The 17,686-nt window shown below is 45.2% G+C and carries 22 protein-coding genes; 20 read left to right on the top strand and 2 right to left on the bottom strand.

Annotated elements, in window-relative coordinates:
* Nucleotides 1-51: 51 nt before the first annotated feature.
* The 10 genes from M4I42_RS00265 (at nucleotide 52) to M4I42_RS00220 (ending at nucleotide 8,914) form a co-directional block, all read left to right on the top strand.
* Complete coding sequence (locus tag M4I42_RS00265; RefSeq protein ID WP_268850278.1) at nucleotides 52-789, top strand: YwmB family TATA-box binding protein; 738 nt, start codon at nucleotides 52-54, stop codon at nucleotides 787-789.
* A gap of 31 nt (nucleotides 790-820) precedes the next feature.
* On the top strand, nucleotides 821-2,122 hold the full coding sequence (gene murA / locus M4I42_RS00260; protein WP_268850277.1) for a UDP-N-acetylglucosamine 1-carboxyvinyltransferase: 1,302 nt from the start codon (nucleotides 821-823) through the stop codon (nucleotides 2,120-2,122).
* A gap of 117 nt (nucleotides 2,123-2,239) precedes the next feature.
* A complete protein-coding gene (locus M4I42_RS00255) occupies nucleotides 2,240-2,989 on the top strand; it encodes a hypothetical protein (protein WP_268850276.1) in 750 nt (249 codons plus the stop codon).
* A gap of 172 nt (nucleotides 2,990-3,161) precedes the next feature.
* On the top strand, nucleotides 3,162-4,181 hold the full coding sequence (spoIID, locus tag M4I42_RS00250; protein WP_268850275.1) for a stage II sporulation protein D: 1,020 nt from the start codon (nucleotides 3,162-3,164) through the stop codon (nucleotides 4,179-4,181).
* A 131-nt stretch (nucleotides 4,182-4,312) separates the two neighbouring features.
* Entirely contained in the window at nucleotides 4,313-5,176 is an 864-nt protein-coding gene (locus tag M4I42_RS00245; RefSeq protein WP_268850274.1) for a M23 family metallopeptidase, read from the top strand.
* 283 nt (nucleotides 5,177-5,459) lie between these two features.
* Nucleotides 5,460-5,717 (top strand): sporulation transcriptional regulator SpoIIID, encoded by a 258-nt coding sequence (gene spoIIID / locus M4I42_RS00240; protein ID WP_027407999.1) that lies wholly within the window; start codon nucleotides 5,460-5,462, stop codon nucleotides 5,715-5,717.
* A gap of 113 nt (nucleotides 5,718-5,830) precedes the next feature.
* Nucleotides 5,831-6,832: a rod shape-determining protein gene (locus tag M4I42_RS00235; protein ID WP_268850273.1), complete on the top strand. Its 1,002-nt coding sequence runs from the start codon at nucleotides 5,831-5,833 to the stop codon at nucleotides 6,830-6,832.
* A 106-nt stretch (nucleotides 6,833-6,938) separates the two neighbouring features.
* Nucleotides 6,939-7,775 (top strand): flagellar hook-basal body protein, encoded by an 837-nt coding sequence (locus M4I42_RS00230; RefSeq protein ID WP_268850272.1) that lies wholly within the window; start codon nucleotides 6,939-6,941, stop codon nucleotides 7,773-7,775.
* Nucleotides 7,776-7,798: 23 nt separating this feature from the next.
* Nucleotides 7,799-8,647, top strand: a complete 849-nt coding sequence (locus tag M4I42_RS00225) for a flagellar hook-basal body protein (RefSeq protein WP_268850271.1) — start codon at nucleotides 7,799-7,801, stop codon at nucleotides 8,645-8,647.
* 15 nt (nucleotides 8,648-8,662) lie between these two features.
* Nucleotides 8,663-8,914, top strand: a complete 252-nt coding sequence (locus M4I42_RS00220; protein WP_268850270.1) for a DNA-directed RNA polymerase subunit beta — start codon at nucleotides 8,663-8,665, stop codon at nucleotides 8,912-8,914.
* 41 nt (nucleotides 8,915-8,955) lie between these two features.
* Here the strand turns inward: M4I42_RS00220 and M4I42_RS00215 are convergent, their stop codons facing one another.
* Nucleotides 8,956-9,456, bottom strand: a complete 501-nt coding sequence (locus M4I42_RS00215) for a hypothetical protein (RefSeq protein ID WP_268850269.1) — start codon at nucleotides 9,454-9,456, stop codon at nucleotides 8,956-8,958.
* Between the two features lie 72 nt (nucleotides 9,457-9,528).
* Here M4I42_RS00215 and fabZ point away from each other — a divergent pair, with 72 nt between their 5' ends.
* The 10 genes from fabZ to M4I42_RS00165 all read left to right on the top strand — a co-directional run bounded on the left by fabZ (nucleotide 9,529) and on the right by M4I42_RS00165 (nucleotide 16,879).
* Nucleotides 9,529-9,966, top strand: a complete 438-nt coding sequence (gene fabZ, locus M4I42_RS00210; RefSeq protein WP_268850268.1) for a 3-hydroxyacyl-ACP dehydratase FabZ — start codon at nucleotides 9,529-9,531, stop codon at nucleotides 9,964-9,966.
* 107 nt (nucleotides 9,967-10,073) lie between these two features.
* Nucleotides 10,074-10,430: a hypothetical protein gene (locus tag M4I42_RS00205; RefSeq protein WP_268850267.1), complete on the top strand. Its 357-nt coding sequence runs from the start codon at nucleotides 10,074-10,076 to the stop codon at nucleotides 10,428-10,430.
* Nucleotides 10,431-10,735: 305 nt separating this feature from the next.
* Complete coding sequence (locus M4I42_RS00200; protein WP_268850266.1) at nucleotides 10,736-11,311, top strand: hypothetical protein; 576 nt, start codon at nucleotides 10,736-10,738, stop codon at nucleotides 11,309-11,311.
* 154 nt (nucleotides 11,312-11,465) lie between these two features.
* The gene (locus M4I42_RS00195; protein ID WP_268850265.1) at nucleotides 11,466-11,744 is read left to right on the top strand and encodes a hypothetical protein; all 279 of its coding nucleotides are present in this window, start codon (nucleotides 11,466-11,468) and stop codon (nucleotides 11,742-11,744) included.
* Between the two features lie 147 nt (nucleotides 11,745-11,891).
* Nucleotides 11,892-12,005 carry a putative holin-like toxin gene (locus tag M4I42_RS00190; protein ID WP_229706100.1) on the top strand — a complete coding sequence of 38 codons (114 nt, stop codon included), beginning with the start codon at nucleotides 11,892-11,894 and terminating at the stop codon, nucleotides 12,003-12,005.
* Between the two features lie 356 nt (nucleotides 12,006-12,361).
* On the top strand, nucleotides 12,362-12,988 hold the full coding sequence (locus M4I42_RS00185; RefSeq protein WP_268850264.1) for a transposase: 627 nt from the start codon (nucleotides 12,362-12,364) through the stop codon (nucleotides 12,986-12,988).
* A gap of 94 nt (nucleotides 12,989-13,082) precedes the next feature.
* Complete coding sequence (locus tag M4I42_RS00180) at nucleotides 13,083-13,190, top strand: putative holin-like toxin (RefSeq protein WP_237811398.1); 108 nt, start codon at nucleotides 13,083-13,085, stop codon at nucleotides 13,188-13,190.
* Between the two features lie 559 nt (nucleotides 13,191-13,749).
* Nucleotides 13,750-14,178: a DUF488 family protein, N3 subclade gene (locus M4I42_RS00175; protein ID WP_268850263.1), complete on the top strand. Its 429-nt coding sequence runs from the start codon at nucleotides 13,750-13,752 to the stop codon at nucleotides 14,176-14,178.
* 12 nt (nucleotides 14,179-14,190) lie between these two features.
* Complete coding sequence (locus M4I42_RS00170) at nucleotides 14,191-14,634, top strand: DUF488 domain-containing protein (protein WP_268850262.1); 444 nt, start codon at nucleotides 14,191-14,193, stop codon at nucleotides 14,632-14,634.
* Between the two features lie 160 nt (nucleotides 14,635-14,794).
* Nucleotides 14,795-16,879 (top strand): YecA family protein, encoded by a 2,085-nt coding sequence (locus tag M4I42_RS00165; RefSeq protein WP_268850261.1) that lies wholly within the window; start codon nucleotides 14,795-14,797, stop codon nucleotides 16,877-16,879.
* A gap of 83 nt (nucleotides 16,880-16,962) precedes the next feature.
* On the opposite strand, the gene M4I42_RS00160 is transcribed toward M4I42_RS00165, so the two are convergent.
* The gene (locus M4I42_RS00160) at nucleotides 16,963-17,643 is read right to left on the bottom strand and encodes a plasmid pRiA4b ORF-3 family protein (protein ID WP_268850260.1); all 681 of its coding nucleotides are present in this window, start codon (nucleotides 17,641-17,643) and stop codon (nucleotides 16,963-16,965) included.
* Between the last annotated feature and the right edge of the window lie 43 nt (nucleotides 17,644-17,686).

The following is a 17,686-nucleotide window of genomic DNA, read 5'->3' as shown; positions in this document are numbered from 1 at the left end:
TTCGGTGTCAATCTGGCAACAATAACAGCTAAGGAGAGGAAGGGAAACGGAATGAAGAAAAAAATATGGATGACGATGATGGTTGCTGTTTTAGTAATTGGCTATTCCTTCAGCAAAGTGCAGGGGAACGAGCCGCTGAAAGAGATGAAAACAATAGCGCTTGTGTTACAAAAAAATGGTGCATCGATCGAGCAATGGACGATTTACACAAGAGAGTATGCCCAAACGATGAAAAATGATTCCGCTTTTACAAAAAAAGTGGACGAGCTGAAACGGACATTTCCAACGTTTCAATGGGTCGTCGAAGCGGATCAACATGTTCAACGAGCGACAGGCATCAATGAACATTCCTCTATGCAAGAAAAAATTCAACTCGTCACTACTGTTGCAAACAAACAGCCCCAAACGTATATCCTCTATGAATTAAAGGGATTTGGTTGGAGCGAAACAGTGCAAAAAAACATTGGTCAAATCATAAGCCAAAGATCATCACAACTCTTTACGAAACAGCCTGCATTTTTCTCTTGTGTAAAAGGGGAATTCAATGGTAAGATGAAAGGTGTTTTGTTAAAACAAGCTTACCATCTTTTACATGCATTCAACGCCGCGCCCGTCGAGGCGCTTACGGAAGAAGCGTTTGTTTCCGTTTCTGCATATACTAGGCAGTGGGAGAACGTTCTTCCGACAAAAACACATCCAATGAACATTCAGCTAGCGTTGAGAAAGACGGGATTGGGCGGCCGAACGACTGTTGTCGTTGGAACCCCGATCATTACAATTGAATATTAATATAGAGAATTTGGACGCGGAGGGGAATACCTTGGAAAAAATCATCGTCCGTGGCGGAAACCGGTTAAGCGGCACCGTAAAAGTCGAAGGAGCGAAAAATGCCGTTTTACCTGTCATCGCCGCAACCTTATTAGCAAGTGAAGGAAAAAGTGTCATTCATGACGTTCCTGCTCTCTCCGATGTATATACAATTACGGAAGTGCTGCGTTATTTAAACGCAGATGTCACGATGGAAGGAAACCGCGTTGTTGTAGATGCATCCCGAGAGCTAAAATTAGAAGCCCCGTTTGAATATGTACGCAAAATGCGCGCCTCCGTTTTGGTGATGGGGCCGTTGCTTGCGCGGAAAGGCCGCGCTCGCGTGGCATTGCCAGGCGGTTGTGCGATTGGCTCGCGGCCGATTGATCAACATTTAAAAGGCTTTGAAGCGATGGGCGCTTCCGTGAAGGTCGGAAACGGATTTATTGATGCCGAGGTGAACGGCCGGCTTCGCGGGGCGAAAATTTATCTCGATTTCCCGAGTGTAGGGGCGACGGAAAATATTATGATGGCCGCTGTGCTGGCGGAAGGAACAACGGTGATCGAAAACTGCGCTAAAGAGCCGGAAATCGTCGATTTGGCGAACTTTTTGAACGCGATGGGAGCAAAAGTACGCGGAGCTGGAACGGGCACGATCCGGATTGAAGGTGTATCGAGTTTGCGCGGAGCGGTGCATACGGTCATTCCTGATCGGATTGAGGCAGGTACGTTCATGGTCGCAGCGGCGATTACGGGCGGCAACGTTCTCGTTCAAGGAGCCGTTCCTGAGCATTTAAGCTCGTTAGTGGCGAAGCTCGAGGAAATGGGCGTGACGGTTGTTGAAGAAGAAAATGGCCTTCGTGTCATCGGCCCGGAAAAATTAAAAGCGGCTGATATTAAAACGATGCCGCATCCAGGGTTTCCGACCGATATGCAGTCGCAAATGATGGCGTTATTGTTAAAAGCAGAAGGCACAAGCATGATTACGGAAACGGTATTTGAAAACCGCTTTATGCATGTCGAAGAATTTCGACGCATGAACGCCGATATTAAAATTGAGGGGCGTTCGGTCATCATTAACGGTCCTTGCAATTTGCAAGGGGCGGAAGTGGCTGCCACTGATTTGCGCGCAGCTGCCGCGTTAATTTTGGCAGGGCTTGTCGCCGAAGGATATACGCGGGTGACCGAATTGAAGCATTTAGACCGCGGTTACGTCCGCTTCCATGAGAAGCTTGCGGCGCTTGGCGCAGACATTGAGCGCGTCCGTGAAGAAGAAACGGTATGGGAAGCGGCAAAAGTAACCGACCTTAACTAATGACGAAAGCGACCGTTCGTTGCAAAAAGCAACGGAAGGTCGTTTTTTCTTTTTTACAAAAATAGACAAGTTGTGATAAAATAAAAAGAAAAATGCCTATCGGAGAGGAGGGATTGGATGGAAGCGTTGCTTCAGCAGTTTATGGAGCAAATGAATAAGCGCTTTGATCGGTTAGAAAGCGAAATGAGTTCTTTTCGGAAAGAACAAAATGAAATGAGAAAAGATATCCGCGCTTTAGCGTCGGAGCAACAAGTGATGCGCCAAGAGATCAACGCGCTAGCTGCTAAACAAGAAAAATTTGAACAACAGCTCCAGCAAACGAACGAACGAGTAGAACAGCTGGCAGTGCAGTTGCAACAGACGGACGAAAAAGTAGAGAAATTAGGAGCGCAGCTAAAACGTACGGATGAAAAAGTAGAAAAGCTTGATCAACAACTGCAACAGACGAACGAACGAGTAGAACAAGTAGCTACGCAATTGCAACAGACGAACGAGCGAGTAGAACAAGTAGCTACGCAATTGCAACAGACGAACGAACGAGTAGAACAAGTAGCTACGCAATTGCAACAGACGAACGAGCGAGTAGAACAAGTAGCTACGCAATTGCAACAGACGAACGAACGAGTAGAACAAGTAGCTACACAACTGCAACAAACGAACGAAAAAGTTCATCAAATGGACCAAACGGTTCAGACGTTAGCGACCGAGCAGCACGAAATGCGGAAAGAGCTTGCGTTTTATTATGGTAGTCTAATGCGCGAAATAGAAAATACGAAAACCGAGATGAGAAGCCATTTCAAACATTTAGAGCGGGTCGACGAACAACATCGAGAAGTCATCGAGCTATTGGCTTCTAGAATTCAATGACAACATCGGACTCACAAACGAGTTCTTTTTTTTTGCCGATTTTCTTCCCACAAACAATTTGTCATATATACTTGTCCACCCCCATACACTATGTAATAACGAGCGGGCAAACGTGTTTGCCGATGATGCAAGCAAATTGGCGCTTGAAAACTGCATATTGGGGGGCGCGGAAATGAAACGTCTCAAACTATTCCTCGCACTAGGTTCTCTCTTATTCATTGTGGTGTTGCTCATCCCGACATTGCTCGTCATCCCCTTCCATGAAAAAACAGGCGGGGCGTTGGCAGAAGCGCTGCAAAATCAACGACGCGTGCAACTAAAGAATGCGGGGCCAGATGTCGAAGTAGCCGTGTATCGAAGCAAAGAAAAACGAATCGAGCATATCCCGCTCGAACAGTACGTCGTAGGAGTCGTCGCCGCTGAAATGCCGGCTGATTTTGAGCTCGAGGCGTTAAAAGCGCAGGCGCTGACTGCCCGAACGTACATTGTCAAGCAAATGCTGAACGACCAGCCGATCCAGCTCCCAAAAGGCGCGAACGTGACGGATACGATTATGCATCAAGTGTACTATAGCGATGAGGAATTAAAGCAGCGATGGGGAGCGGATTACGACTGGAAAATGAAGCGAATCATCGAGGCCGTTCAAGCAACGCAAGGGCAAATTATTACGTACAACAATGCTCCGATTGAAGCGGCGTTTTTCTCAACGAGCAACGGGTTTACCGAAAACTCGGAGGCGTACTGGCAAAACGACTTTCCGTACTTAAAAAGCGTCGCTAGCCCGTGGGACGAAAAATCGCCAAAATTTTATCATCAAACGGTGATGTCCGTAGCGGAATTTGAACAACGATTAGGGGTCAAGCTCCCGAACGACGGATCGGTTGGCGTCATTTTGTCGCGGACGCCGGGCAAGCGGGTCGATGTCGTCGAAATTAACGGAAAGCGGTTGAAAGGAAGAGAAATACGGGAAAAACTCGATTTAAAATCGACGGACTTTACATGGGTGCGTAAAGGGAACGACATCGTCATTACGACGAAAGGATACGGCCACGGCGTCGGCATGAGCCAATATGGGGCGAACTTTTTGGCGAAGCAAGGAAAAACGTATGAAGATATCGTCAAATATTATTACCGCGGCGTCACCGTTTCATCCGCCACCGCGTTTTTAAACCGGCTGACGGCGAAAAAATAGCAGGCTCTCGTCGATGAGCCGCTTTTTTATGCATAAAATGCCGTTTTTTTTTCAAAAAATAAACAAAAACGTGTTTTTTGATGTATAGATTTTCCTCTTTCTGTTCAAAATGGTTGCTGAGGTGATGAACAATGAGAGAGGAAGAAAAGAAACCATCTTCTCCAATGAAACCAAGTTTGAAACGTGCGTTGAGAAAGCGTTGGGTATTTCCGGCTGTCTATTTAACGAGTGCCGCTGTTATTTTGGCGGGAGTGCTTTGGTTCCAAAACAACAATGATGCGAAGCCAAAAGACGAATACCAATATAGCCAAGATGCCCCGGGTACGTCGTCGAAAGAAGACGAATCTATCCCGGTCAACGAAGCGGTGGAGCATGTGGCGATGCCGGTGCTCGATCCAAATACGGTCGAAATTAAGACGCCGTTTTACGATTATGCCGCATCCAAAGAAGAACAAGAAGCAGCTCTCGTCTTTTATAATAATACGTATCATCCAAACCGCGGCATTGACCTTGTCATGAAAGATGGCCAGCCGTTTGACGTTACTGCTTCTTTAAGCGGTACGGTCACTAAGGCGGAAAAAGATCCGATTTTAGGCTATATCGTCGAAATCGATCATAATAACGGCGTCGTGACTGTCTATCAATCACTCGCAAATGTCGAAGTAAAAGCAGGCGATACGATTAAGCAAGGACAAATCATCGGCAAAGCTGGACAAAGCGCGTTCAACAAGGAAGCAGGCACGCACGTCCACTTTGAAATTCGCCAAAACGGCAAGCCGGTCAATCCGCTTGACTATGTCGACAAACCAGTCACAACGCTTACGGAGTCCAACGCACAAAAAGAAAACGCACAAGACGAAAACAAACAAAACACAACAAAAGGCGAATCGCAAGACAAATCTTCATCTGATGATCAATCAATGGATGAAAGCGACACAAACCAAGACGCTTCCTACAACGCGCCAGATTCCTCCATCGGAATGGCGAAAGCATAGCGAAATGTAAGCGGCATCGAGTCTAGTGCACTCGGTGCCGTTTTTTTTGTTTAAGCAAAAAAAACGGTTGCTTTTCTTCATATTTCTGGCATATATGGCCCGTTTGCTTAATAAAATGTTACAAACTTATCAACTAACGGGAGTGTTTGAGGTGGGGATCGTCCATAGCGTAAAAATAAAGCCAAAGATGCTTTCGAAATGAACAAGAAGAAGTGCTTTTGATCACCGACGAAACGAGTCTCATTTCACACTTCTCACATCCAACTTAGGGAGGGCGAGTGGTGTGCACGATTACATCAAAGAGCGTACTATCAAGATAGGAAAGTATATCGTGGAGACGAGGAAAACCGTTCGCGTCATCGCGAAAGAATTTGGCGTTTCCAAAAGTACGGTTCATAAAGACTTAACCGAACGACTTCCGGAAATTAACCCGGAGCTGGCGAATGAAGTCAAAGAAATTCTCGATTACCATAAATCCATTCGTCATTTGCGCGGAGGGGAGGCCACGAAGAAAAAGTATAAAAAAGAAACGATTCAATAAATTTTTCTTCCTTGCTTTTTTGTCATAAAAATAGTATCAGATTCCGATCATCCTATGATAAAATAATGAATTAGGAGCAATTCGATGGATGGAAAGCAAGGAGGAACTTATACATGTTTGCGAGGGATATCGGAATCGATCTCGGTACGGCGAACGTACTCATTTATGTAAAAGGAAAAGGAATCGTGCTCAACGAACCATCCGTTGTCGCGATTGACAAAAATACAAATAAAGTGCTTGCTGTCGGCGAAGAAGCAAGACGAATGGTCGGGCGTACCCCTGGGAATATTGTTGCCATCCGGCCGCTAAAAGATGGCGTCATTGCTGACTTCGATATTACGGAAGCCATGTTGAAACACTTTTTAAATAAGCTCGATTTAAAAGGCTTTTTCGCCAAGCCGCGCATTTTAATTTGCTGCCCAACGAACATCACTTCCGTCGAGCGCAAAGCGATTAAAGAAGCAGCGGAAAAAAGCGGCGGCAAAAAAGTATATTTGGAAGAAGAGCCGAAAGTGGCGGCGATCGGCGCTGGAATGGACATTTTCCAACCTTGCGGAAATATGGTCGTAGATATTGGCGGTGGCACGACCGATGTTGCCGTCCTGTCGATGGGCGATATTGTCACCGCCACTTCTATTAAAATGGCCGGGGACAAGTTCGATATGGAAATTTTAAACTACATCAAGCGCGAATATAAGCTGCTCATTGGCGAACGGACGGCGGAAGAAATTAAAATAAAAGTGGCAACCGTATTCCCAGGCGCACGCGACGAAGCAATTGACATTCGCGGCCGCGACCTTGTGACAGGCTTGCCGCGCACCATTACCGTTCGCTCAGCGGAAATTGAAAAAGCGCTTCGTGAACCGGTATCCGTCATTGTACAAGCTGCCAAAAGCGTACTCGAACGCACGCCGCCGGAATTGTCGGCGGACATTATCGACCGCGGTGTCATTTTAACCGGCGGAGGCGCTTTGCTGCACGGCATTGACCAATTGCTTGCTGAAGAATTAAAAGTGCCAGTTTTAGTGGCCGAAAATCCGATGGACTGCGTCGCGATCGGAACAGGCATTATGCTCGATAATATTGACCGCGCACCGAAGCAAAAGTTCATATAAATCGCCAAGCGGATGGGTAGCGTTTCCTCAACGTACCTATTCGCTTTTTTATTGATTTGCCGTATAATAGAAAATAAGGATGGACGAAGAAGCGGAGGGAACGACTTTGTTGCGTGGGTTTTATACAGCGGCTGCCGGCATGATTGCTGAGCAGCGTCGTGTCGAAATGTTAACGAACAATATTGCCAACGCGAATACGCCGGGATATAAAGCGGATGAAGCGGCGCTGCGCGCTTTTCCAGAGCTGTTGCTTTCGCGCCTAGAGAAAGAAACGATTCCGGCAAAAGAGCCGCGCTCGTTTTTCAAGGCAACGACGATCGGTCCGATCCATACCGGTGTATATATGCAAGAACTCGTGCCGGATTTTTCGCAAGGCGATATAAAAGAAACAGGGCAGCCGACTGATCTCGCCCTAGTCAACGGAACGGTTCCGGTCGATGCCGAAACAGGCAGGAAAGGGGCGCTCTTTTTTGTCGTCCAAAATGCCAATGGCGACGTACGCTATACAAGAAACGGCAATTTTACGTTGGATGCGGAAGGATATTTAACGACGAACGACGGGTTTTACGTACTCGATGAAAACAACAGCCGCATTCGGTTAACCGGCACCGATTTTACGGTGGCGCCCGATGGCACGATTCGCGAAAATAACGTTCGCGTCGCCCGCTTGAACGTCGCTTTTGCGGCGAATCCGAACGCGGTCGTGAAAGAAGGAAACGGCTTATTCCGCAGCGAAAACGGCCTGCTTCCGAGCGCGATTGGCAACGCAAACGTCACGTACGAACTGAAGCAGCGGTTTCTGGAGCGCTCGAACGTTGATGTCGCTCGTTCGATGACGGATATGCTGTCGGCGTACCGCGCGTTTGAAGCGAACCAAAAAATTTTACAAGCATACGACCGAAGCATGGACAAGGCCGTTAACGAAATCGGCCGTCTAAGATAATCGGAAGCAGGGAGGATGGAAACGTGTTACGTTCGATGATTACCGCCGCCAATACGATGAACCAATTGCAGCAGCAGCTCGACGTCATTAGCAACAACATCGCCAACAGCAACACGACCGGCTTTAAACGGCGCGAAACAAACTTTGGCGAGCTATTAGTACAACAATTTGACAATTTGCCGGACGATCAAGCCGCTCGCCTAACACCAGCAGGCGTCCGCCGCGGCGTCGGAGCGAAGCTAGCGGAAACGAACCTCGTTCTCAAGCAAGGTCCGCTCATGCAAACGGGGCGCATGTTGGACGTGGCGTTGACGAAAGAAGGCCAATTTTTCCGCGTGCTGGCCGAGAATGCGGACGGAACAACGGCCATTCGCTATACGAGAGACGGCGCGTTTTCCTTAACTCCGTCATCTACGAACCCGAATGTGTTAATGCTTGTCACAACCGATGGCTACCCAGTCCTCAACAGCAACAACGAGCCGATCGTCATTCCGGACGGGTTTAAAGACATTACGATTACGGACACTGGTACGCTCCGTGTGATCGCGCCAGACGGCCGCGTTGCGCAAACGGCCGACATTGGCGTGACGAACATCGTGCGTCCACAGCTTCTCGAGTCAGTTGGCGACAATTTATATGCGCTTCCGGACGTAGCGGCGCTCAATGTGCCAGAAGCGGACGTAGCGGTGAACATGGTTGGAAATTTACGGCCGCAAATTAACGTCCAGCAAGGAGCATTAGAGCAATCGAACGTCGATGTAGGGACGGAAATGACCGATTTGATGATCACGCAGCGCGCCTACCAAATGAACGCCAAGTCGATCTCCATTTCCGATCAAATGATGGGGCTCATTAACGGAGTTCGTTCATAACGGGGAGAAAGAAGTATGACGGAAGAACGATGGAAAGAACAACAGACCGAACAACGAACCGAGCGGCGCAAAAAACGGTTGCGTAAACGCCTCATTCCGATTTGGCTAAGGATTATCATCGTCATCGTGCTGATGGTGGTAAGCACCGCTGTCGGCGCGATGGTCGGCTACGGCGGACTCGGCAACGGCAAGCCGCTTGATGCATTAAAGCCGTCGACGTGGCAGCACATCATCGATATTGTCAAAAAAGATACGAAAAGCGAGTAGCGGTCAACAAAAAAATCCAGCCGTTTTTCGCTGGATACACTTTAATTAGCAAGCCGCTGCTCGACTTTATTGACTTGTCTTTTGACGGTTTCGACTTCGCGAAACAGAAGATTGACATCTGCCTGCATATCGTTTGTAATGGTTCGTATCTCTTTTCTCATATTCGTAAGGGTTTCAATCGTTAATGTCGTATGATGTTTAAGCAGCTCTTTCATTTCTGCTTGTCCTTGTTTGACTTCTTTTAATTCTGTTTCCACATGATCGAGCCGCTCGTTGACTTGCTGCAAGTTCGTTTCCACATGATCGAGCCGCCCATTGACTTGCTGCAAGTTCGATTCTACATGATCGAGCCGCTCGTTGACTTGCTGCAAGTTTGATTCTACATGATCGAGCCGTCCGTTGACTTGCTGCAAGTTCGATTCCACATGATCAAGCCGCCCGTTGACTTGCTGCAAGCCGTTTTCAAGCTGGGTGAGCCGCTCGTTGACTTCTGTACGAAACGCGCGCATCTCGTTCATCAATTGAAGCAACAACTGTTCCAACTGTTTCACCTCCCCCGTCTTTCTATTATATCACATGACGGTGGATCGAGAAAAGAAAAGGAGGTTATACATATGCTTGATATCCAGCAAATTCAAAATATTATTCCACACCGTTATCCGTTTTTATTAGTCGACCGTATATTAGAAGTCGAAGAAGGAAAGCGCGCCGTCGGACTGAAAAACGTCAGCGCCAACGAGCAATTTTTCGTCGGCCATTTTCCGGAATATCCGGTCATGCCGGGCGTGTTAATCGTCGAAGCATTGGCGCAAGTCGGGGCGGTAGCGATGCTGATGAAAGAAGAAAACCGCGGCCGCCTCGCCTTTTTCACCGGCATTGACAACTGCCGCTTCAAAAAACAAGTGAAACCGGGCGACCAGCTTCGCTTAGAAGTCGAAATCATTCGCGCGAAAGGCCCGATCGGCAAAGGCAAAGGCATCGCCACGGTCGACGGCGAACTCGTCTGCGAAACCGAAATCATGTTTGCCCTCGGCGAAAAGAAAGACGCGTAACAAAAATCCTCTTTCCGGGTGAAGGAAAGAGGATGTTTTATGCATGAAAAGACCCTTTCTGGAGAAGCTAAGCAAAGACCATCTATATTCAGAAAGGAGATTTGCAAATGAAGAAAAAAGCTTTATTTATCCGGTTATTCAGTGTGTTTGTCGCGATGCTGCTTGCTTCAGGATGCAACTTCAATCGCGATAACCAAAATCCGCCGCCGCCAACGACGAATCAAAACAACGACATGAACGATACGGACGTCAATCCGTCGGACGATGTCAACCAACGAGATGACGCTACGAACCGAAACAACCTTAACGGCAACGATGCCAATGACAACTTGAACAAAAACTTGCCGCCTGGCGACGATACGAACAACGGCCCTGGCGATGACGAAAACGACAACCAACCGGACCGCGAAGACCCGGTGGAAGATCCGAAAGATATGAATGATAAAGACAATAAAGACGAATAAGCACAAAAGACCGGCTTGCCTAGAGTGGGCCGGTTTTTTTATAAGAATTAAGAAAGTATAAAATTTTGAAGTGATGTCTAGCACCGGCTTCTGCTGGTAGCTCGGCTTCACTTTTCGGTGCTGTCTTCTTACCGTTATCAATGGGAGTACTCGGCTATGCTGTGGGTGGGGACGATGACGGTCCGGCCACTTTAGACGCCAGTCGTCGATGGTGTGAGGGCGGGTTAGATGCACGGTTCTCATCTCTTTTTTGTTCATTATCTTTTTGAGACATGCTATAATGAATGGCAAAGGAGGTGTGGGGGATGAGCCAAGAATTAAAGGATTTGCTTCGCTCCGTGTTGAAGGAAGAGTTGCAGCCGGTTCACGAACGATTGGATCGTGTAGAGCGGACCCAGCAAGAGCTACAACGGGGCCAGAAAGCGTTAGAAGCGAGCGTCGCCCAAATTCAACAAGACGTAGCGCAACTGCAAGCAGGCCAACGTGCATTACAACAAGACGTGGCAGAGCTACAAGCAGGTCAACGTGCACTAGAGAGTACAGTAGCTCAAATCCAGAAAGATGTCACGCAGCTGCAAGCAGGTCAGCAGGCATTACAACAAGACGTGGCCAAACTTCAAATCGGCCAACAAAAACTAGAAAACGAGATGGCCGACATGAAGCAATCGCTCGGAAACGTGGAACGGACGCAAGAAAAGATCCTCGAAGAACTGCGCATTTCGAAAAACAATCAAGCATTAATGTTGAACGATTTGACTTATATGAAAAAATCGATCGATTTAACCGTTTCTTATTTAGAGAGACGGTCGGATATTATGTACGACATGATGATTGAACATGAAAAAGAAATTTTAAATTTAAAAAGCCGGTTGCCAAACTAAGTCCCAAAAGGGGGCTATTTTTTATGCGCATCGGCTTATAGTTTATTCGCTGATGTCGGTTCGCATGAAAAATGACGTTCACACCTAAATGTTCTTATTTATCACTTTTGGATAAATGTGCTATAATGGAACAAAGGGTGAGGAGGTGTGAGCGATGAGCCAAGAGTTAAAAGAGTTGCTTCGTTCCGTGTTGAAAGAAGAATTGCAGCCGATTTATGAGCAGCTCAATCGTTTTGAACGAATACAAGAACAAATTGAAGAAATGCGGGCAGGAAAATATCATGAAACGTTCATCCATGCCGAATTGATCGGTTTTAAGCAATTTGTTGATTTGTCTTTGAAACAGCTTCAACATAAAACAGACGCGATGATCGACAAATTGTTAAAACATGAAAAAGAGATTATCGGGTTAAAGTTCAAAGCATCGGAATAAGTCCCAAAAGGGGGCTATTTTTTATATGTCTGAAACATAGTGCTTAGATTTGTAGAAAAAAGCATCTGAACGTGTTACAATCGCAGTAGCAGCTGCATGAAGCGGATGGGATGGTTGGCACTCCCTGTAAGAAAGGGGGTGTTTTACATGGTGACGTACGAAGCAATAAATATACTCTTTCAATTTGGCATTTTCTTAGCTACGGCGTTAACAGCTATCGTGGCAGTAATCGCTCTTGTCACCGACAGAAGAAAGAAGTAACCTCCCTCCGCTCTTGGCCAAAGAATGCAGGGTAGTTACTTCTTTTTGTAAATATTACATTAGGGCCAGCCGCTCTTCTTGCGGCATGTAGTTGCCTCGGCTGAGCGTTCCGAGCGCTCAGTCTTTTTTATTTTATGAAATACCTGCTTTTATTATACAAATGATACGCCACGTTTGGCAAGATAAGGGCAACGTCCACTGTCACGCCCCGATGTATGTCGAGATTTGTAGAAACAGAGGGTCATAGATTGGCTCTCTGTTTTTTGCGTTTATTCGCGGAAATATTTATTTGGGTGCAGGAGTTTGTTTGTTTTTGTCGAAGAAACATGTGACAACTCATATGCGAGGTGAAAAGAATGGGACGAGCAAGGCGGATATGGGTGCCGCATTTGTTTTACCATATCGTATGCCGTGGAAATCGGCGCGATCCGCTGTTTAACGAACCGAATGATTTTCTGGCGTTTTTTCGCATCCTCGAACAGCTTCATGAAAAAATTCCATTTGAAATCGCTTCATATTGCCTTATGACAAACCATTTTCACTTGCAGCTGCACTCGCAGCACCAATCTATCTCCAAAGTAATGGCGCTTATCAACAAGCGATATGCGAATTATTACAATACGCGCTATTGCTTGACCGGACATGTGTTTGAAAAACGCTATTTCAGCAAGCCCGTTGATGATGAAAAAGGCATGTTGGAAGTGAGCCGCTACATTCACCTCAATCCTGTTGAGGCCCGTATTGCTCATCTCCCCGAACATTATCGCTGGAGTAGTTTTTATTTATATAAGCAACCGCAAACATACACGCCCCCATTTATGAATATCGACGCGCTATTGCAATGTTTCTCAGGTACGAAAGAAGAACAGAAGAAAAAATATTTGGAGTTTGTCAAGAATGAGATTTTGTCTAAAAAAATGATGGAATCTTCTTATAGGCTCGGTACAGCGGTTACGTTTAAAACATATTGCCTAGATTTGTAGAAAAAAGCATACGGACATGTTACAATCGCAGTAGTAGCAACTACATAAGCAGGGTGGGCGATTGACCACTTCCCCAATGGAGGGAGGTGGGAAAATGACGACATACGAAGCATTAAGCTTAGTTGCTCAATTCAGTCTAGTACTGATAGGAATGCTGACATTGATCGTCACGATGGTCGTCTATATAAACAAAAAGAAGTAACCGCTCCCCCACGACCAATGGATTAAGACGGTTACTCCTTTTCGGTAATCTCTGATTCAATTGGGTCAGCCGCTCTTCTTGCGGCATGTAGTTGCTTCGGCTGAGCGTTCGCAGCGCTCAGTCTTTTTTATTTTATGAAATATCTGCTTCTATTATACAAATGATACGGCTCGTTTGGCAAGAATGTGCACGATCGCTATGTTTGATCAAAGTGGATGATATCCGGAAAATAGATGGAGAGAATCGTGTTTGCTTTACAATGCATGGCAGAGAATATTGTAACAATACCTCTAAAGAAGGCTATCCTGTAACGGATTTAAAGTGGCGTTCCATTTTTCGTTCTTATCGCTCTATCTCCTTTAAAGGGCTTCAAAATTTATATTTGTGCATTGGGTTGGCGAGAAAAGAACCCAATAAAGGGATTATGAGTGAATATCCAATGGTTATTAGCATTATCACAAATCCCTTTGTTAATTACCCGTCGCAATATCCATAATGGAAATGGATATTTACGCTCGCTTAATGGTATACTTAATGTAAAAGGAAGGAGGAAAGGTGGATGAGAAAACCAAAGGGAAAGTTATATACCTCGAATATCGAAGGATTAAAATTTGCACCCCCTCATGCGGAAATATGGCAAATTACACGTGCCGGCCATGATATAAAGGGTGCTATTATTGTTCGTAGCTTGTCACCTTCTCCTCAGTTGTTTGAGCGTTATTTAAGGGAATGGAAAGGGAAACGACCAAACCAATGGTGGTCATTATATGAAATGGCTTTCCTTTCAGAACTAAGAGAAGAGGAAAAATTAAAGTCACTCCGAGATATTTATAAAAAATTGCTCCTAGGAAAAGACATTGTGCTCCTTTGTTTTTGTACAGATCATCGTTATTGCCATCGCCGTTTAGTAGGGGAGTTTTTTAAGCCATATGGAGTTGAAGCAGTGGAGTTAAATCCCATTAAAACAGAGCAGCTAAGTTTGTTTTAGGTGAGTGGAAAAATGAAAGCGAAAATTTGCACAATTGGGTTTGCAAAGAAACCATTGCGAACGTTTGTGGAACTTTTAAAACGAGAAAATGTTCAGGTAGTTATTGATACACGGTTGCATAATACGTCGCAATTGTCAGGATACGCTAAAAAAGACGATTTAGCGTTTATTTTAGGAATATTAGGTATTGATTATATTCACGATCCCCTTCTTGCTCCGACGGAGGAAATTCTCAAAGCGTATAAAAACAAGGAGATGACTTGGGGAGATTATGAGAAGAAATATACAGATTTATTGAAGATGAGGAATGTAGAACAGTACCACCAAGATTTAATAGCAAAGAAAACAGTTTGTCTGTTGTGTAGTGAACATGCCCCACATCACTGCCATCGCCGTTTATTGGCTGAGTACTTGCAAAAATTTTATTCGGATATAGAAATTGTGCATTTAATGTAGAGAATGGGATTGGCGTCTGCCACACCCCAAGGTTTGCCGAGATTTGCAGAAACAGATAGTTGAAAGGCTCTCTGTTTTTTCATGTCTACCACAATGGATTAAAATGTGTGAAATTGTGATAACATAAAAGGGAGATTATAGATGAAGAAGGGGTTGTGTTATGCTTATTGGTCGTAATGATTTATGCCCTTGCGGAAGTGGAAAAAAGTATAAAAAGTGTTGTATGCGAAAAGATAGTGTGATTGAGATTGCCCGCATGCGAGAAGAGCGGTTTTTTCAGTTAAAAACAGACTTGATTATGAGAATCCGAGAATTTTTGCTGGAACAATTGTCTTTTTCGGAGCATCATGCGGTGAAACAAGCGTTCGATCGTGAGTTGCAATCGTTAAAAAACAAAGAGCGGCTAGAATATTTTTTTCCTGTTTGGTGCGTGAAGTTTTATTGTTATAAAAACGGGTTAAACGGATTGGAATGGTTTTATGAAGCGTATAAAGAAAAATTAAAGAAAGAAGAACGTGAGTTAATTGAAACATGGCTTACGCTTGTACCACGGCTTGTACAAATTGTCGATAAAAAAGATGATGGGGTCATTGTAGAAGACCGTTTTACGTGTGAGCGGTTGTTTATGCCGTTTTGTGAAACGCTGTACGAGGCTATTCCGTGGGGCGGAATGTTTAGCTTGATTGAAATGTTTGGCGAAAGGTATTATGTTCACGGTTTGGCATTTATCGAAGGTCCTAAGGGTGTGGAGAGGGCGTATGAACGAATACGCCAGCTATTAGTGGAAACAAAAAAGCCGTACGAGCAAGTCGCGTTTGAATATTTTTTACCTATTCTTGATGAGTTGATTGGTGAGCCACCTTCAGGAAAAATGGTGAAGAAAAAGAAGGTGATGTTGCATTATGATGTGAAGGATGTGCAACGCTTCATTCATTCTTTGCTTGAAAAAAATGTGATCATCATTGATGATCAAACAAATGAATACATTCAGCTCAGCTTTGTTGGACCGGAAGTAAAGTACGAAGATAATGCGCTAGACGGTCCTGTTTATATTCGTGAAGTGTTTGGATATATGGACATTGAAAAGAATGAGCTTTTGTTTCAATCGATGCACTTAGAAAAAACTGCAGAATTTCAACAGTTGATGAAAGAAATGAATATTCCATTGGTAAAAGAAACGGTAGAGGAAATCGATATGCCGGAACATGTTGGGCTTGCGACATATGCTGTTCATGTCGAACAGCCTGTGCCTCCTTCGATGGGGGCAATTGCACAAGAAATGGTGCTTGCCTATGAACAGTTACATCGCCCGATACTCGATGGAAAAACACCGATGGAATGGCTTGAGATGGGGGAGAAGGATCGTGTGGAGCAATGGCTACGCGAGCGAGAGTATGCAAGTTTTACTGCTTTTTCTTCTCGGACAAAGCCAATTACCCCAGATTATAATTCCATTCGGCGTAGTCTAAGGCTTCCTCCTTCGCCATTTGTGTGGTTAGGAGAAGAGCGCGAAAGCCGGATGTATACATTAACCCCATTAGGGGAGCAGGAAGGCAATGCTCAGTTATTCACGCCGTTTGATTGGACTGTTCGTTTTTTCGGCAACGATTTGAGTGCGTTTTATGAAGAAAAAACAACAGGAAAGTCTGCGGAAACGAAGCAAAAATATAAAGTAGGTGTTACTATACTTGCTGATTATTTCAAAACGAAGCATTATTCGTCATGGGAAGAAGTGCGTGAGAGCGATTGGCATGAGTGTATCGTCTATTTTTATTTGAACACATATCGTGATTTAAGTCTCCAGCAAGCAAAGCGATTCCTCTCAACATGCAAAGCGTTCGCCAAATGGCTTGATGATAAATATGGAACAAACCATGCACAATATGTGTGGCACATTGTAAAGCAAGTAGAAGAGCGAATATATGAAGCGATTCGCTTGCTAGATATGTACCATCCATATTGGGAAAGACAGAATATAGGGTGGCAGGCGTTATGGCGCCTAGCAGGTGAGGAGAAAATGTTTCAAGTTGTTTCCATTTCTTCTCATACGACGACGTTGCGCGCGGTTGAGACAAACGATATATATACGATAACGACTCAGCCACCGTTACGTGCCCGAATGAAAAAAGGAATGTTTATCGAATGTTCGTTAAGAAGAAATGAGAATGGAGCGTACGTCATCGGTCGAATCACAAACGTCTTTCCAGAAGACGCAGCTCTATACATGAACGAAGCACTTTTATGACGAAAAAGGGGGTGTCCCAAAAGTAACGGGGCACCCTTTGTTATAACCGTATATGCGCACGTATATACTGCATCTCCCCTAGTTCAAGCAAAAACTACAATGGAAAGCCGTTTATTTGCTTCCTCAAGATCGAAATATTCCGGATCAAACGTTCCGCCGTACCAATCGAAAAATTCTTCGATTTCTTCTTTTCGTGTGTCGTCTTGAAGCATCGCGAGCGTTTCTTCGTAGCCCCAACTGCCACCGATATCTTCTGGCGGGCATGCTCGTTTTCCTGTTAGACAAAGAGGGTGGGTTAACGGTTCTGCTGTTTTTTCGATTTTTTCGAGCGTAATCGTATGTTTCCAGTCGTCCCCGAAGTCATACGTATAGATGATTTTCTGTTTTTCTTTGCGTAGATGCTCTTTCACTAGCGTTCGCTGTGCATCAAGCTTTCTTTTTGGAAATGGAATAAACGCATCGTCGGGATGCGGGATATCAACGATGGCATCTTTTGTTTCGAATTCGTATAAATGATCGTTCAACCACCCCATCGCTTGTTGGATGACGAGGTGAAGCTGATGGAACGAAATCGTGCTTGGTACGAGTACACGTCGCCAAATTGGCGGATGAATATCACATAGCTCGATTTTTAATTGATAAACTGCTTCTGTTTGCTTCTCTCCTTTTAACACTTGCTCCATTTCGTGCCGAAGCGATGTAGGCAATGTTTCATCATCTGATAGGTTCGTCCCCTTTTTTAACGCTTCCCATGCGGTCGTCATACCCTTTTCCTCCTTGGCGTTTTTTCTATAGTTATAGACACGT

This window comes from Anoxybacillus sp. J5B_2022, assembly GCF_026847645.1.
Taxonomy (GTDB): domain Bacteria; phylum Bacillota; class Bacilli; order Bacillales; family Anoxybacillaceae; genus Anoxybacteroides.
This window is presented reverse-complemented; position numbering and strand designations above follow the sequence as displayed.

Excerpts from the sequence above, each read along its gene's own strand:
- M4I42_RS00185 (WP_268850264.1), top strand. The coding sequence starts at position 12,362 with ATGGGACGAGCAAGGCGGATATGGGTGCCGCATTTGTTTTACCATATC.
- M4I42_RS00235 (WP_268850273.1), top strand. The coding sequence starts at position 5,831 with ATGTTTGCGAGGGATATCGGAATCGATCTCGGTACGGCGAACGTACTC.
- M4I42_RS00220 (WP_268850270.1), top strand. The coding sequence starts at position 8,663 with ATGACGGAAGAACGATGGAAAGAACAACAGACCGAACAACGAACCGAG.
- M4I42_RS00200 (WP_268850266.1), top strand. The coding sequence starts at position 10,736 with ATGAGCCAAGAATTAAAGGATTTGCTTCGCTCCGTGTTGAAGGAAGAG.
- M4I42_RS00175 (WP_268850263.1), top strand. The coding sequence starts at position 13,750 with ATGAGAAAACCAAAGGGAAAGTTATATACCTCGAATATCGAAGGATTA.
- M4I42_RS00205 (WP_268850267.1), top strand. The coding sequence starts at position 10,074 with ATGAAGAAAAAAGCTTTATTTATCCGGTTATTCAGTGTGTTTGTCGCG.
- spoIID (WP_268850275.1), top strand. The coding sequence starts at position 3,162 with ATGAAACGTCTCAAACTATTCCTCGCACTAGGTTCTCTCTTATTCATT.
- M4I42_RS00165 (WP_268850261.1), top strand. The coding sequence starts at position 14,795 with ATGCTTATTGGTCGTAATGATTTATGCCCTTGCGGAAGTGGAAAAAAG.
- M4I42_RS00190 (WP_229706100.1), top strand. The coding sequence starts at position 11,892 with ATGGTGACGTACGAAGCAATAAATATACTCTTTCAATTTGGCATTTTC.
- M4I42_RS00180 (WP_237811398.1), top strand. The coding sequence starts at position 13,083 with ATGACGACATACGAAGCATTAAGCTTAGTTGCTCAATTCAGTCTAGTA.
- M4I42_RS00255 (WP_268850276.1), top strand. The coding sequence starts at position 2,240 with ATGGAAGCGTTGCTTCAGCAGTTTATGGAGCAAATGAATAAGCGCTTT.
- fabZ (WP_268850268.1), top strand. The coding sequence starts at position 9,529 with ATGCTTGATATCCAGCAAATTCAAAATATTATTCCACACCGTTATCCG.
- M4I42_RS00195 (WP_268850265.1), top strand. The coding sequence starts at position 11,466 with ATGAGCCAAGAGTTAAAAGAGTTGCTTCGTTCCGTGTTGAAAGAAGAA.
- M4I42_RS00265 (WP_268850278.1), top strand. The coding sequence starts at position 52 with ATGAAGAAAAAAATATGGATGACGATGATGGTTGCTGTTTTAGTAATT.
- M4I42_RS00160 (WP_268850260.1), bottom strand. The coding sequence starts at position 17,643 with ATGACGACCGCATGGGAAGCGTTAAAAAAGGGGACGAACCTATCAGAT.
- M4I42_RS00170 (WP_268850262.1), top strand. The coding sequence starts at position 14,191 with ATGAAAGCGAAAATTTGCACAATTGGGTTTGCAAAGAAACCATTGCGA.
- M4I42_RS00245 (WP_268850274.1), top strand. The coding sequence starts at position 4,313 with ATGAGAGAGGAAGAAAAGAAACCATCTTCTCCAATGAAACCAAGTTTG.